The sequence below is a fragment of the Pseudomonas sp. MYb327 genome, from assembly GCF_040438925.1.
In the GTDB taxonomy this organism is placed as follows: domain Bacteria; phylum Pseudomonadota; class Gammaproteobacteria; order Pseudomonadales; family Pseudomonadaceae; genus Aquipseudomonas.
In genome coordinates, this window is record NZ_CP159258.1 from 3,770,631 (window position 1) to 3,784,492 (window position 13,862).

General features: G+C 58.5%; 13 protein-coding genes, 1 tRNA gene and 2 pseudogenes. 6 read left to right on the forward strand and 10 right to left on the reverse strand.

Going from position 1 to position 13,862, the window contains the following annotated elements:
* Positions 1-128 precede the first annotated feature (128 nt).
* Positions 129-202 (forward strand) — tRNA-Gly (locus ABVN21_RS17015).
* Positions 203-423: 221 nt separating this feature from the next.
* On the opposite strand, the gene ABVN21_RS17020 is transcribed toward ABVN21_RS17015, so the two are convergent.
* Positions 424-759: a type II toxin-antitoxin system HicB family antitoxin gene (locus ABVN21_RS17020; protein ID WP_339554124.1), complete on the reverse strand. Its 336-nt coding sequence runs from the start codon at positions 757-759 to the stop codon at positions 424-426.
* Positions 760-988: 229 nt separating this feature from the next.
* Here ABVN21_RS17020 and ABVN21_RS17025 point away from each other — a divergent pair.
* Together ABVN21_RS17025 and ABVN21_RS17030 are read left to right on the forward strand one after the other, a co-directional pair.
* A pseudogene (locus ABVN21_RS17025) lies at positions 989-1,167 on the forward strand (type II toxin-antitoxin system HicA family toxin).
* 38 nt (positions 1,168-1,205) lie between these two features.
* The gene (locus tag ABVN21_RS17030) at positions 1,206-1,613 is read left to right on the forward strand and encodes a type II toxin-antitoxin system HicB family antitoxin (protein ID WP_339554123.1); all 408 of its coding nucleotides are present in this window, start codon (positions 1,206-1,208) and stop codon (positions 1,611-1,613) included.
* Positions 1,614-2,115: 502 nt separating this feature from the next.
* Here the strand turns inward: ABVN21_RS17030 and tam are convergent.
* Positions 2,116-2,886 (reverse strand): trans-aconitate 2-methyltransferase, encoded by a 771-nt coding sequence (gene tam, locus ABVN21_RS17035; RefSeq protein ID WP_339554122.1) that lies wholly within the window; start codon positions 2,884-2,886, stop codon positions 2,116-2,118.
* A 176-nt stretch (positions 2,887-3,062) separates the two neighbouring features.
* Here tam and ABVN21_RS17040 point away from each other — a divergent pair, with 176 nt between their 5' ends.
* Entirely contained in the window at positions 3,063-3,476 is a 414-nt protein-coding gene (locus ABVN21_RS17040; RefSeq protein WP_339554121.1) for a low affinity iron permease family protein, read from the forward strand.
* Positions 3,477-3,521: 45 nt separating this feature from the next.
* On the opposite strand, the gene ABVN21_RS17045 is transcribed toward ABVN21_RS17040, so the two are convergent.
* From ABVN21_RS17045 to ABVN21_RS17080, 8 genes are all read right to left on the reverse strand, one after another.
* On the reverse strand, positions 3,522-4,025 hold the full coding sequence (locus ABVN21_RS17045) for a DUF4142 domain-containing protein (protein WP_339554120.1): 504 nt from the start codon (positions 4,023-4,025) through the stop codon (positions 3,522-3,524).
* A 72-nt stretch (positions 4,026-4,097) separates the two neighbouring features.
* Positions 4,098-4,256, reverse strand: coding sequence for a KGG domain-containing protein (locus ABVN21_RS17050; RefSeq protein WP_034150113.1), 159 nt, complete (start codon positions 4,254-4,256; stop codon positions 4,098-4,100).
* A 109-nt stretch (positions 4,257-4,365) separates the two neighbouring features.
* On the reverse strand, positions 4,366-5,715 hold the full coding sequence (locus tag ABVN21_RS17055; protein ID WP_339554119.1) for a diguanylate cyclase: 1,350 nt from the start codon (positions 5,713-5,715) through the stop codon (positions 4,366-4,368).
* Positions 5,716-5,803: 88 nt separating this feature from the next.
* Positions 5,804-6,442 carry a LysE family translocator gene (locus ABVN21_RS17060; RefSeq protein WP_339554118.1) on the reverse strand — a complete coding sequence of 213 codons (639 nt, stop codon included), beginning with the start codon at positions 6,440-6,442 and terminating at the stop codon, positions 5,804-5,806.
* Positions 6,443-6,638: 196 nt separating this feature from the next.
* A complete protein-coding gene (locus tag ABVN21_RS17065; protein ID WP_339554117.1) occupies positions 6,639-7,970 on the reverse strand; it encodes an MFS transporter in 1,332 nt (443 codons plus the stop codon).
* 169 nt (positions 7,971-8,139) lie between these two features.
* Positions 8,140-9,066: a hydroxymethylglutaryl-CoA lyase gene (locus ABVN21_RS17070; RefSeq protein WP_339554116.1), complete on the reverse strand. Its 927-nt coding sequence runs from the start codon at positions 9,064-9,066 to the stop codon at positions 8,140-8,142.
* Complete coding sequence (locus ABVN21_RS17075) at positions 9,063-10,256, reverse strand: CaiB/BaiF CoA-transferase family protein (RefSeq protein ID WP_339554115.1); 1,194 nt, start codon at positions 10,254-10,256, stop codon at positions 9,063-9,065. The genes ABVN21_RS17070 and ABVN21_RS17075 overlap by 4 nt, the downstream gene beginning before the upstream one ends.
* 238 nt (positions 10,257-10,494) lie before the next feature.
* Positions 10,495-11,403: a LysR family transcriptional regulator gene (locus ABVN21_RS17080; RefSeq protein ID WP_339554114.1), complete on the reverse strand. Its 909-nt coding sequence runs from the start codon at positions 11,401-11,403 to the stop codon at positions 10,495-10,497.
* A gap of 225 nt (positions 11,404-11,628) precedes the next feature.
* On the opposite strand from ABVN21_RS17080, the pseudogene ABVN21_RS17085 reads away from it, so the two are divergent.
* Together ABVN21_RS17085 and ABVN21_RS17090 are read left to right on the forward strand one after the other, a co-directional pair.
* Positions 11,629-12,656, forward strand: a pseudogene (locus ABVN21_RS17085) (aminotransferase class I/II-fold pyridoxal phosphate-dependent enzyme).
* A gap of 16 nt (positions 12,657-12,672) precedes the next feature.
* Entirely contained in the window at positions 12,673-13,839 is a 1,167-nt protein-coding gene (locus ABVN21_RS17090) for an MFS transporter (protein WP_339554113.1), read from the forward strand.
* Positions 13,840-13,862 lie beyond the last annotated feature (23 nt).

Here is a 13,862-nt window from a genome sequence, read left to right on the forward strand (position 1 = left end):
ATCGCATACCTGCTGGAACGAAGCTTGCGCGCGATAGACCGCCATGCGCTCAATCCGCGTTAAACCCGCCCCACGTAAAGAAAAACTTCAAATCACCAGCCGTATCTGGTACAAAGTCACCGCTCTGAGCGGGTGTCGTATAATGGCATTACTCCAGCTTCCCAAGCTGATAACGAGGGTTCGATTCCCTTCACCCGCTCCAATCGAATTTTGGTCTCACGTTAAGAGGTTTTTTGACGGGGGATGTAGAGACAGAAAAAACCGGCCTTGATGGCCGGTTTTTTTATGCCTGGAATCCGGTTGACGATTGCTCACTGAAAAACTTCGTATTACAGAAATCCTTGCAGACACACCATGCCTAGCAAGATGTGCCCTGATCGTCTGCGGCGTAGTGGACCATAACAAGCACCACTGGCAAGTGGGTCAGGCATGCACTTCACGATCGAGAACATCAGCCACCCCCCACTGGTTGATGCTCTTGTGAGCAAGCTCTGCTTTTACGGCGACTGTTGCATGGAGCGCTGGGGCGAGGCGCAAGCTCAGATTGCCAGAGTAGGGCTTCTGAGGTGCCCGGCCCAGTTTGGCGCATACTTCCAGATAATCCGTAACCGCCTCTTCAAACGCGGTTCGAAGCTCACTGACTGATTCGCCGTGAAACCCGACAACATCCTTGATCCCCGCGATGTGTCCGACAAACAGTCCGTCTTCATCGCTGTAGTCAATACGGGCAGCGTAGCCTTTGTAATTCATGACGTTCACGGGGTAACTCCTGCTTGTTCAAGGAAAGCCCGGGTGACGACTGCTCACGGAAAAACCTCGCAATACACAAATTGCATTTATCCGAATTGACCCAAAGGCGAAGCCGCAGCGCCCTCCTAGACTCGATTTCTATCGCAATCCCGCCAAGCCAGGAAAATTTGGTGGTTATAGTGTTGATTACATAAATTCAGTAGGTATAGTAACCACAAGCACACCACAGGGAGGTGTTGTGAATAGCCGATTTTTGATAGGCCAACTCGTTGCGGACGGCTGGTATCTGGTACGAATCAGAGGCAGCCATCATCACTTCAAGCACCGACCAAACCGGGGCTGGTAACGGTTCCTCACCCGAAGAAAGACCTGCTCAAGAAAACGGCCATCAGTATTTTGCAACAGGCGTTGCTCTAACGGAGCCCGACGCGCTGAGTCCTCGGAGGACAACGAACATGCTTTACCCAATTGCCATTTCAATGGGCGACGACGAGCACGCCTGGGGCGTTGAAGTCCCCGACATTCCCGGATGCTTTTCCGCCGGGGACGATCTGGACGACGCGATGGCGATGGCCCGCGAAGCCATCGAAGGTCATTTCGAGATATTGGCCGAAGACGGCTCGCCCATTCCGCACGCCAACAAAGTGACCTTGCACGCAGCCGATCCAAAATACGCGGGTTGCGCATGGGCGCTGGTGGACATCGACGTGACCAAATACCTTGGCAAGGCGCAGAAACTGAACATTACGCTGCCTGGCTATCTGCTCAACCGAATCGATGAATATGTGATGCACCACCCTGAAGAAAAAAGCCGATCGGGTTTTCTGGCGTCGGCAGCGCTCAAGGTGTTGCAGCAGGGTTGATAGATTTTCTTCAGTAATAGGTTAACCGGTCCTTAGTGGCCGGTTTTTTTATGGCCGGATTTTAGTGAAACGCTGATTTCTATTCCGATCTTCGAGCGCTCGAACGAGGCCGCTTTTCGGAAAAAGCAACTACCTCTGCGTGATGGTTGCGATGTGTTGGATGTCATTGCAACACGCGTGGACGCAGAACCATCCTGACACTTACACAAGTTTTTCGGCGTCCGAAGAACGGGAAAGAGTGATGATGCGGGGCCTGGCCGTATTGTTTACGTATAGATCCGCCGACGCCCGTAAAGAAGCAATAGCGCTGCGTTGAGCCGGACCAGGGATGTCTTATTCTCCCGGCTCACTCTTCACAGCGAGATCGGCATGGACAGTTCAGAGTTGGGAATCATGATCGTTTCAATGATCGGGTTGTTCGGCTTTGCTTCGTTTGTTTTTGAATACCTGAGCGCCAGGCGAGCGAAAAAAAGGGGCAGATGAGATCTGCCCCTTTTACGCATCAGCGAGTCGCCACAAGAAACAACCGCGGAAACGGCAGCAACACCGACCCGTCCGCCAACGCCGGATAAGCCTGTTCGATAGCCGCATGATATTGCGTCAAAAACTCCGCCCGCTCCGCCTCATCCAGCGGATCGAGAAACGGCCGTAACCCGCTGCCCTTGAACCACTCGACCACACCCGACGCACCGCCCGCGAGCGGGTGATGGTAAGTGGTGCGCCACACATCAACGCGGCTGCAATGGGGTTTCAACATCGAGTAATAGACGCCGGCTTCGGCCATTTCCGTGCGTTGTCCGGCAACACCGGCGAGTTTGTCGGCCCAAGGGCCAGCAGCGGCCACTTCGCGCATCAGACGGTGAGAAGGCTGATTGAGGTTGTCCGGCATCTGGATCGCCAGGCTGCCACCCGGTGCAAGCTTGTTTACCAGCGAAGGCAACAACGTTGCGTGATCAGGTAGCCACTGCAAAACCGCGTTGGCAAAAATCACGTCGAACGGGCCGCCCTCCTCCCAACGATCAATTCCCGCGATATCGAAGCGAACCAGCGGCAAACGCTTGCGGGCGGCTTCGACCATGTCGGTCGAACTGTCCAGCCCCCGCACCGTGGCGTTGGTAAAACGCTCCACCAGCAACTCGGTCGAATTGCCGGGCCCACAACCGATGTCGATGGCCGAGCGCACGTCCCCAACGGGAATGGCCGCCAGCAGGTCGCGGGCGGGACGGGTGCGCTCATCTTCAAAAGCGACGTATTGCTTGGCGGACCAACTCATTGCGTTCTCCTGTCGGTGCGTTTTTCAGAACGTACAAAAACTTCAGTCGTCACGATACAGCGCCGGCACTGCTTTGCGTGTCTTTCAAATGGACGCAGTCACTCAAGAAAAAAGCCGAATTTTCATACCACTGGCGCTGTCACAAATTCACGCACATCCCCATAAGGAACACGGCCATGAAATTCGCAAAAGTCGCGCAAAAACTTGCCCTGTGGGCCGGCAGCCCAACAACCTTTCTCGGGGCAATCGTTCTGATTTTCTTGTGGGGGTTAAGTGGGCCGATTTTCGGTTTTAACGATACGTGGCAACTGATCATCAATACCTCAACCACGATTATCACGTTCCTGATGGTGTTCCTGATCCAGAATACGCAAAACCGCGACACGGACATTTTGCATTTGAAGGTTGATGAGTTGCTGCGGGTAACCAAAGAGGCGCAGAACGCGATGCTGGGACTGGAGGCGCTAGACCTCAAACAGCTGGAAGCGCTGAGAAAGCAGTATCGGAAACTGGGCGAAGGCGAGACGATTTCCCTGGATGGCACCGTGGTTGAAGAGAAAGGCAGCAAGCCGAATTTGAATCAATGCTAAACGGGCGTTCGCGGGTGGCCTGAGGTCACCCGCGTACTCCGTTGATTAGCGACTGGCTTGCAGGGCCTTGGCCATTTGCAGGTGATTTTGCAGTTTTGGCAATGTTTCTTCGGCGAAGGCTTTGATTTCCGGCACGTCGGTGGTTTGCGCCGTTTGTTGAAGCTGATCGATGGCTTCCTGGGTAGTTTTAACCTGGCTGGCCGCATAGGCTTCGTCGAAGCTCGCACCGTCCATGACTTCCGGCATCAGGGCTTTGGCCTTGTCGACCACTTCTTCGCGCGGGGCCACTGGCAAGTCCAGTTGCTTGGCGATTTTTGCCAAGTGCTGATTGGCGGTGGTGCGGTCGTTGATCACGACGATGGTGTAGTCCTTGACCTCTTTGGATTCGGACTTCTGGTGTGCCAGTCGACTGGCTTCGATGTCAGCCATGCCTTTGGCTGAAGCATCGTTGATGAATTCGGCGGGCGACTGGGCAAAGGCACTGCTGGCGCACAGGCCCAGTAATGTAGCAAATCCGGCGTTGCGTAATCGGGTGGCCATCCAGTTCATGGTCGCGCCCTCCTCTTTAAATTCAAACGGGAGCTTTCGCTCCCGCTTCTCAATCAAAACCACCTTCATCCATTACTTGGATTTCTGAGCGGGCTTGCGGCCCATGTCGGGTTTCGCAGGCTCTTTATCGACAGTCGTGGTGGTGGTTTTCCCACCTTTGCGACCGGCTTCAGACGCCTTGGTTCGATCGTTGGCAAAGTTTCCCGAGTTCGAGTTTCTTGAATTAGGCATGATTCTCTTCCTCTTGTATTAATCGCGGCGAGCTACAGCCCGCATAGATTCTGAATTTGCGCGATGCAAAAGGTTTAAAAGAATCTGCCGATGCCACGACGAACGGCATTCACCCAAGACGCAGGTGATGCTCGCGCTTGGCGCTATACATCGCTTCATCGGCGTGCCTGAACAACTGCTTTTCTTCAGTGCCGTGTTCTGGGTACTGCGCGACGCCGATACTCGGCTGGATGTGCAGGCTGTGTCCGTCCAGGCGCAGGGGTTGGGCCAGGACCTGACGGATTTTCCCGGCCACGCAATCGGCATCGCCCGAGGCGTGAATGCTGTGCAGCAGCACGACAAACTCATCGCCACCAATGCGTGCCACCGTGTCGGACTCACGCACACAGCCCTTGAGCCGATTGGCAACGGTTTGCAGCAGCATGTCGCCGACCGCATGGCCGTGGGTGTCGTTGACCTGTTTGAAGCGGTCGAGGTCGACATACAGCAGAGCCATTCGTCCGTGCCCCTCGCGGGCTGCGTCGAGGGCAGACTTGAGCCGGTCACGCAGTAGTTCACGGTTAGGCAATTGCGTCAGCTGATCGTACTCGGCCATGCGCTGCAGGCGAGCGTGCAGCTGCTTGCGCTCGATCGCGGTCGCAACCTGAGCGCAGACGTATTGCAGCAGTTCTTTGTCCTGCTCGGTGTAGCGCTCGCCGCCCGGTACGCTTTTGACGATCAGCGCGCCGATCGTGGTGCCATTTTGCGAGTTCAGCGGTACGCCGAGCCAACAGGCCGAATGTTGCTCGGTCACCAACGCCTCGAAGCCCACGTGCGGTGTGGGCTGGTCAGGGGTCAGCAGGATCGGCAGACCGGTGCGGATGACCTCGGCACACAGGCGTCCGGTCATCGCACCGGGCAGCTCGGGTTCCGGCTCGTGGTCATCGACGTGATAAGGGAATTTCAACTCGGCGCAGTGCTCGTCATACAACGCGACGGAAAAATTCATCGCCGGCAGCCATTCGCCAATGATCAGATGGATGCGTTTGAACAGTGCCAACAAGTCTTCCGCAGCGTGCGCCGCTTCGGAAATCGCATACAGCGCCGCTTGCCGGGACTCGGCCTGTTTGCGCTCGGTGATGTCGCGGGCCACGGCAATGCGCAGTTGATCGACCTCCGACCAACGGGCCGACCAGAGGATATGCACTACCCGGCCATCCTTGTGCAGGTATCGGTTCTCGAAGTTGAGCTTGGGCTCGCCGCCCATGATCTCCCGCGCGGCGTCGAGGGTGCGCTGACGGTCGGCCGGATGCACCAGCTCGATCATGGGCTGACCGATCAACTCTTCAGGGCTGTAGCCGAAAATGCGCTCGCAGGCCGCGCTGACAAAAACGAAGCGACCTTGTTTGTCGACCGCGCAAACGGCGTCCAGCAAGAGGTCGATGTAGCTCGCCAACGGAGCGGAATTTCTGATGGTCATGGTGCCGAGAGCGCGTCCGAACAATGCCGCAGTAAAAACCATCCATGACCGGTTATCCATTTGCAGCTGATGCATCCTGCGATCAGCTTCAAGCCTTGGTCGTCACCAGTCCCGGCAATGCATGCGCCAGGGCATTGATGGCGAAACCGATAAACATCACTCCACACAACCGGGTAATCGCCAGCTCATGACGCTGATACAAGGTGCGCACCCGCTGCGCCCCGACAATGCCGATGAGAATAGCGTAAGCGACAAGGCCACCGACGAAACTCAGGAAAATCAGCCAAGGCAACATCGACCAGGTCAGCAACTCCGCGCGGCTCGACAACAGTGCAGTAAAAGTCGCCACCGCCACCGGATAAGCCTTTGGGTTGGTCAGGCCAAACAGGATGCCATGCCAGAACGGCTGCCGGGCCGGCCCCTGCGGCGCTTCGGTGCCGCTGCGACGAGCACGCACCGCACGCCAGCCGAGCCAGAACAGATAGAGCCCGCTGAGCACGCCCAGCACATCGAATGCGGTGCTGCCGATTTCCCGCGCGCCAACAATCGCCACCAGCGCCGTGCTGCACCACACCACGTCACCCAGCAAATGCCCGCAGAGAAACCCTGCCCCGGCCCGCCGCCCGTGGGCCGCGCCGATGCCGAATACCGCCAGCACACCCGGCCCGGGGGTGATGCCGTAGATGAAACCCGAGGCCAGAACGGCCATGAGCAGTGATGGGGTCATTGGAAGTCCTTTTGAACGACAGCATGAATGCGCGCCAGTCTATATCAGCTTCTGAAGCATTGACTGACAGATCGTCGAAGGATCTGAATATGAATTATCTATGAAGATCAAAAGATCGCAGCCTGCGGCAGTTCCTACAGGGATGCGTGGTCCCTTTAGGAGCTGCCGCAGGCTGCGATCTTTTAAGCCCTTGTTTCTAGAACTTGTCGAGCGTACGCAGCTTCTGTGGCAATCCCCACAACAGCAGCGCCACCGCAATCAACGCGCAGACACCAATGACATACAGCGCCGGAGTGGTGCTGCCGGTCAGGTCCTTGATGCGTCCGACCATGACCGGGCTGACGATGCCGCCAAACTGGCCCAGGGTGTTGATCACCGCGATCCCGCCCGCCGCTCCGGCACCGGCACCGGCCAGCAGTTTCGGCGGCAGGGTCCAGAAACTCGGGATCGAGGCGATGATCCCGGCGCCGAGCAGGCCCAGGGCGACAATCAGGAAGGTCGTGTGGTGGGCGAAGATTCCGGCACAGAAGAAGCCAATCGCGCCGACAGCAACCAGACCAGCGACAAACTTGCGCCGCTCGCCAGTCGAGTCGGACAACCGCCCGATCACCACCATGCTGATGGCGCCGCAGATGTAGGGGATGGCGGTCAGCAGACCGATCATCACCGGGCTCTCGGTGCCGGCACTGCGGATCAATTGCGGCGCCCAGAAATTCAAGCCGTAGGACGCCACCTGAATCAGGAAGTAGATCAAGCCCAGGGTCAGGAAACCCGGAATCCGCAGCGCCGCGAGCAATGAACCACCGCTTTTGTGCGGTTCATGATGCGCGATGCGGCTGGCCAATAGCGTTTTCTCAGAGGGTGTCAGCCAATGGGCATCTTCAATGCGATCCTTGAGCAAGGTCAGCACCAGCAAGCCGAGACCGATACAAGGCACGCCGCCGAGCAGGAACAACCAGTGCCAGCCGCGCATTTCCAGAAAACCGTCGAGGTGTTGCAGCACCAGTCCGGAGAACGGCGCACCGACCAGCCCGGCGAAGGCCGACGACAGGAACAGCATCGAGGTGATGCGCCCGCGATAGTGCTGCGGGAACCACAGCGTCAGGTAATACAGCACGCCCGGCGCAAAACCCGCCTCCATCGCGCCGATCACAAAACGCAGGGTGTAGAACTGCCATTCGCTGTTGACGAACACCATCAGTGCTGTCGCCAGGCCCCAGGACATCATGATCCGGGCGATCCAGCGCCGGGCGCCGACCTTGTACAGCATCATGTTGCTCGGCACTTCGAAAATCACATACCCCACCACGAACAACCCGGCACCGAGGCCGTAAGCGGTGTCGCTCAGGCTCAGGTCGGTCTGCAGCTGGAATTTGGCGAAGCTGATGTTGATGCGGTCGAAGAAGGCGAACAGGTAGCAGACCATGATCAGCGGCATCAGGCGCCAGGCGACTTTTTTGACCAGGGCTTTTTCTTCGTCGTGGCTAATGGCCGGGCTCGCGCCGGCCTCCAGTACATTCAGGCTCATTGCGGTTCTCCAGGCGGACTTCCCGTGGGGTGTCCGATTGTTTTTGTTGTCTGGTTGAAGTGTGTTTTCTGTAGGAGCCGGCTTGCTGGCGAAGCGGTGTACCCGTCGACATTAATGTTGAATGGGATGACCTCATCGCTGGCAAGTCAGCTCCTACAAGGGGTTGATGTCAGGTGGGGATCGGATGCAGGTCGCAGTTGCGTCCGGCCTTGGCCAGTTGGCCGGGCACTTCGTGGCCCAGCAGCGCTGGCAATCCTCGGGATAGCTTGAGCAGCAGCGGCAGATCGATACCGGTTGGAATGCCGACTTCATCGCACAGGTTCACCAGGTCTTCGGTGCAGATGTTGCCCGAAGCCCCGGGCGCGAAAGGACAGCCGCCGAGGCCGCCGAGCGCCGCGTCGAAACGCCGGGCACCGGCCTCGTAGGCAGCCAGTACGTTGCACAATCCGAGGCCACGGGTGTTGTGGAAATGCAGGGTCAAATCTGCTGGCGATACCCGCTGCAAGACCCGCCGCACCAAGCGGTCTACCTGACGCGGATTGGCCATGCCGGTGGTGTCCGCCAAAGTGATGCCCTGAATGCCGAGTTCCTGATAGGCCTCGACGATCTGCAACACCCGGTCTTCATCGATCTTGCCTTCGAACGGGCAACCAAAGGTCGTCGCGATGCTGCCGTTGAGTCGCACCTGAGTACCGCTGACAAACTGCACGATCTCGCCGAACGCGGCCAACGAGTCTTCGCAACGCATGCGCATGTTGGCCAGATTGTGGGTCTGGCTGGCGGACATCACCAGGTTCAGCTCATCGGCGCTGCAAGCCAATGCCCGTTGTGCGCCTTTCAGGTTGGGGATCAACGCGACGTAGATCACCCCCGGTTGGCGGGTGATGCCCTTGAACACCAACTCGCCATCGCGCAGTGCCGGAATGGCCTTGGGCGACACGAACGAACCGCCTTCAATACGGCTGAAACCGGCCAGCGACAGTTGATCGATCAGGGCGATCTTGTCGACGGTTTCGACCCACGTCGGCTCGATCTGCAAGCCGTCTCGCGGGGAGACTTCCTGAACGATCAGGCTGTCGGAATAATCCGTGATCATTGCACCACTCCTTCAGTTTTCAGGCGTTGGATGTCCGCGACGGTCAGACCCAGTTGCGCGAGGACGCCGTCGGTATGTTGGCCCAATCCGGGGCCGGACCAGTTCACGCCGCCGGGGGTTTCCGAGAGTTTCGGCACGATGCCCGGCATCTTCACCGTGGCGCCTCCCGGCAGTTCTGCATTGAGCAACATGTCCCGCGCCTGATAGTGCGGATCGGCGACGATGTCGGCCACCGAATAAATACGTCCGGCCGGGACTTCGGCGGCTTCCAGCGCGGCCAGCACTTCGTCGATCGGCAGGCTGCTGGTCCAGTGGGTAATGGCCGCGTCGAGCAAACCGCTCTTGGCCGCCCGCCCGTCGTTGTGGGCGAATTCCGGCGTTTCGGCCAGATCGCGGCGGCCGATGGTTTCCATCAGACGCTTGTAGATCGGGTCGCTGTTGCCGGCGATTACCACGTAGGCACCATCGGCCGTCAGGTAAGTGTTGGAAGGCGCGATGCCCGGCAACGCGCCGCCGCTGCGTTCACGCACATGGCCGAGCATGTCGTATTCCGGCACCAGGCTTTCCATGACGTTGAACACGCTTTCGGCCAAGGACACATCGACGATTTGCCCGCCGCCCTGCCCGGTTTTTACACGAAGCAGCGACATCAGCGCGCCGATCACCGCGTGCAATGACGCCAGGGAATCGCCGAGGCTGACGCCGACCCGAGCCGGCGGTGAACCGGGGGTGCCGGTGGTGTAGCGAATGCCGCCCATGGCCTCGCCAATCGCACCGAACCCCGGACGGTCGCGATAAGGACCAGTCTGGCCGTAACCGGAGATTCGGACCAGGGTGAGGTTGGGGTTGAGGGCGTGCAGCACGTCCCAGCCCAGGCCGAGTTTTTCCAGGGCGCCCGGGCGCAGGTTTTCGATCAACACGTCGGCGCTGGTCGCCAGTTGCTTGACCAGTTCAATGCCTTCGGGGGATTTCAAATTCAGCGCCAGGGATTTTTTATTGCGCGATTGCAGGTACCACCACAGCGAAGTGCCTTCGTGCAGCTTGCGCCATTTGCGCAGGGGGTCGCCCTGCCCCATGGCTTCGATCTTGATCACTTCGGCGCCGAACTCGGCGAGCATGCGCGCGGCGAATGGCGCGGCGATCAGCGTGCCGATCTCGATCACTTTGATTGCACTCAGGGGGGCAGTCATCGCGGGGTACCTCTAGTTGTTCTTGGAATTGATGCCAAGGCTAGAGGAGCGGGGCCGTTGGAATCCAACCTTCAGTTGGCAACGAGCGTTCGCGAAATGCGAACGCTTCTGGAAATTATCGCGACCTGTAGTCCGCCATCGCTGGCAAGCCAGCTCCTACAGGGATCCGTGTGCGCCGCCGATCCTTGTAGGAGCTGGCTTGCCAGCGAAGAGGCCAGTCCAGACAGCCAAAAAACCTTCAGGTTGCCCCACGCAAATGCTCAAACAGCATCCGGCTCACCGGCGACAGCAACGCCTCATCACGCACGACCACAATTAAGGCGCGATCCGACCAGTCGTCGGTCAGCGGCACCGCCGTCAGTCCCAGCGCCCGACCAAACAATTCATAGGCCCGCTGCGGCAGGACACCAATCCCCATATTGGCCTGAACCATCCGGCACATGGCATCGAACCCCGGCACATGAATCCGCACGCGCAACACCTTGCCGGCCTCACGCGCGGCGGCGTGGGTGCGCATATTGATCGAACTGGCGGCGTGCAGCCCTACGTAATCGCTGTCCAGGGTATCGGCGAAAGCGACGTTCGAACGGTTGGCCAACGGATGATGCGGCGGCATCAGCACCACCAGTTTGTCCTGGCGATACAACACGCTGCGCAGCCCTTTGACGTCGCTGTCGACGGAGCAGATCCCGAGGTCGGCGACCCCGTCCAGCACCCCCTGAATCACGCCGGCGCTAGGTCGTTCTTCGAGGTCGGTCTTGACCTGGGGATGTTGTTCGGAGAAGTCCCGCAGGTCTTCCGGCAGGAACTGGATGATCGCCGACAGGTTGGCGAGCATCCGCACATAGCCGCGCACACCGTGGCTGTGCTCGCCCAGTTCCAGGCCCATTTTCTCCACGTTGAACAGCATCTGCCGGGCGTGGTGCAGCAAGGTTTCACCGGCGGGGGTCAGGGTCATGCCCTTGGCCTGACGCACGAACAGACCGATGCCCAGCGCTTCCTCCAGCTCCATCAGACGCTTGCTCGCTGCCGACACGGCAATCGCTTCTCGCGCAGCGGCCCGGGTCAGCGTGCCCTCTTCGTGGACGGCGACAAACAGTTGCAGGGTGATGAGGTCGAGGCGGCGGATCAGGCTTTTTTGCAGCATGGGGGGCTCGAGGGCTTGGCGTTCATCTGAATCGGCAGGATAGCCCTATTCAAGCCTGGGCTGCCAAAGCAAATGGACCACAACATCACCAGGCAACGCCCTACACATAAATCTCTCGTAACACTCAAGCGTACCGGAATCAGCCGATTCAAAGTCCTGCACGCGCCTCGTAAAGTCTGGAAATACACACGGATACTTACATCACTCAAGGACGGATTCATCCCAATGGACCAGACAGCATTTGCGGCAAATACCTTCACCAACTATCGAAAACTGATCTCGCTGGCAGATCATGACTGGGAAACCGCCGAAGCCGGAAAGATCGCCGGGCTCAATGTCGAGATCAAGAGCGCGAACCGAATGGTTGACCAATACGGACGTGCGTTTCATCACTTCTGTACTACGTCCTATCTGGGTCTGGATCATCACCCTGCCCTGCTTCAGGGATGGTCTTTGACCGGATGGCGCACTACTCGATGAACCATCTCAAGGCCGCTTGTGCCGATGAAACCAAGGTTGTGACCTGCCCGCACAACGACATGGATTTTCTGGAGAAGCAATGCCGACAACACCCGACAGTTGCGTACGTCGCCGATGGTGCCTACAGCATGGGGAGCATCGCGGACCTGGACAGTCTCTTGTATTTGAAGAACCGCTACGGGCTGTTTCTCTACATGGACGATTCCCATGCGCTGTCCGCCATAGGTAAATTCGGCGTTGGTCTGGTACGTCCCAGGCTCGAGTCGTTGGACGATAACTGCCTGATCGTTGCATCGTTGGCGAAATCTTTTGGTGCCAGCGGTGGTGTGGTAATGCTGGGCAGTGAACGACAAAAGAAGCTGATTCAGCGCTACGGCGGCCCAAGTAATTGGTCACAAAGTCTGAACAGTGCGGCCATTGGCGCGGGCAGAGCCTCTATCGTCTTGCATCGCACGCAAGAATTTATCGCGATGCAGGAAAAGCTTCAGGCCAACATCCAGCTCTTTGACAGCCTCATACAAACCGACCAGCACCAAAGCAACATGGCAATTCGGTTGGTTCCCTGCGGGCAAGCGACGTTGGCGAACCGTATTGCCATTAAACTGGCCGATCTCGGTTTCTTCACTTCAGCTGTTTTCTTTCCGGTGGTTGCGCAAGGTAACGCCGCCATCAGAATCACCCTGCGGGCCGATATGGAACCCATGCTGATTCGCCATTTTTGTGGACTCATCGCCGAGCTGCTGCAGGCTCACGGTCGGGAAGTCTGCCGCTGATCCCAAGGACGATTCAATGAAGAGCACCACCACCCTCCTCGTCACCTGCAGCACAGTGTTTCTCGCTCAATTGGGCATGAGCATCTACCTGCCGGCCTTGCCCAACATTGCGCGTGAACTGACGGTCGACGCTTCGCTGGTTTCATGGGGGTTGGCGGTGTACCTGATCGGCATGGCCCTGCCAATGTTGTTCTGGGGCAGCCTGGCCCAGCGTATAGGCCGCAAACCGGTGTTGCTGGCGGCATTGGGTATTTACGGTCTGGGAAATCTCGCGTTGCCCCTGGGCTCGACACTGGAGTCTTTTCTGGTCCTGCGCCTGTTTCAGGGAATCGGGGCCAGCGGCATTTCGGTGATGGCCCGGGTGTTGATCCGCGACAGCTTCAGCGGTGACCTGCTGGCCAGGGCGTTGTCCTGGCTATCGATTTCCTTTGTGGTGGCACTGGGTATCGGCCAGTACCTGGGGTCGATCATTCAAGTGGCATTGGGCTGGCCGGCAATTTTCTACTTGTTGGGAGGCGTCAGTCTCGCGATGGCGGTGGTCGTGGCGCGGATCACTTTTGCGACCCGCGTGGAGGAAAATGCCCGGTCAGCAACATGGCCCAGCTACTGGCAGATTCTTCGCCATCGGGACTTTCTGTTGCCGGCGCTGGCCGGGGGCTTGGGCTACGGGGTAATCATTGCCTTCAACACTGCTGCACCGGTGATTCTGCAAGGACCGTTCAACTGGTCACCCGTAGAGTACGGATTGTTGGGATGGCCCATCAGCGCGGCGTACTTTCTGGGGGCGCTGGGGGTCAACGGCCTGGTACTTCGCACTGGTCGACTTTGGCTTATGACAGTGGGTGTCGGACTGGTGCTGGCCGGAACCGCCGTGATGTTGCTGGGGAGCATAGCGACCACCTCCATAGCGCTTCTGTTCTGGTTGCCTTATTGCTTTGCCGTGCTCGGCCAGTCACTCAACTATCCCATCAGCCTGTCTTTGGCCAACGATGGCGCGCCTATCGGCGGTGCCTATCCGATGGCGCTAAGCGGCTTCATCCATCAACTGATGGCTGCCGCCATCGGCGCGATTGCCAGTTTCATTGCCAGTGCGCAGGCATGGCCCTTGTCGCTGCTCTGCACCTTGCTGGCCTTGGGGGCGATGATCTGCGTGATGCTGACCAGGCTTCCCACCCGAGCGTGATAAAGTCGCCGCTCATCAGCCCC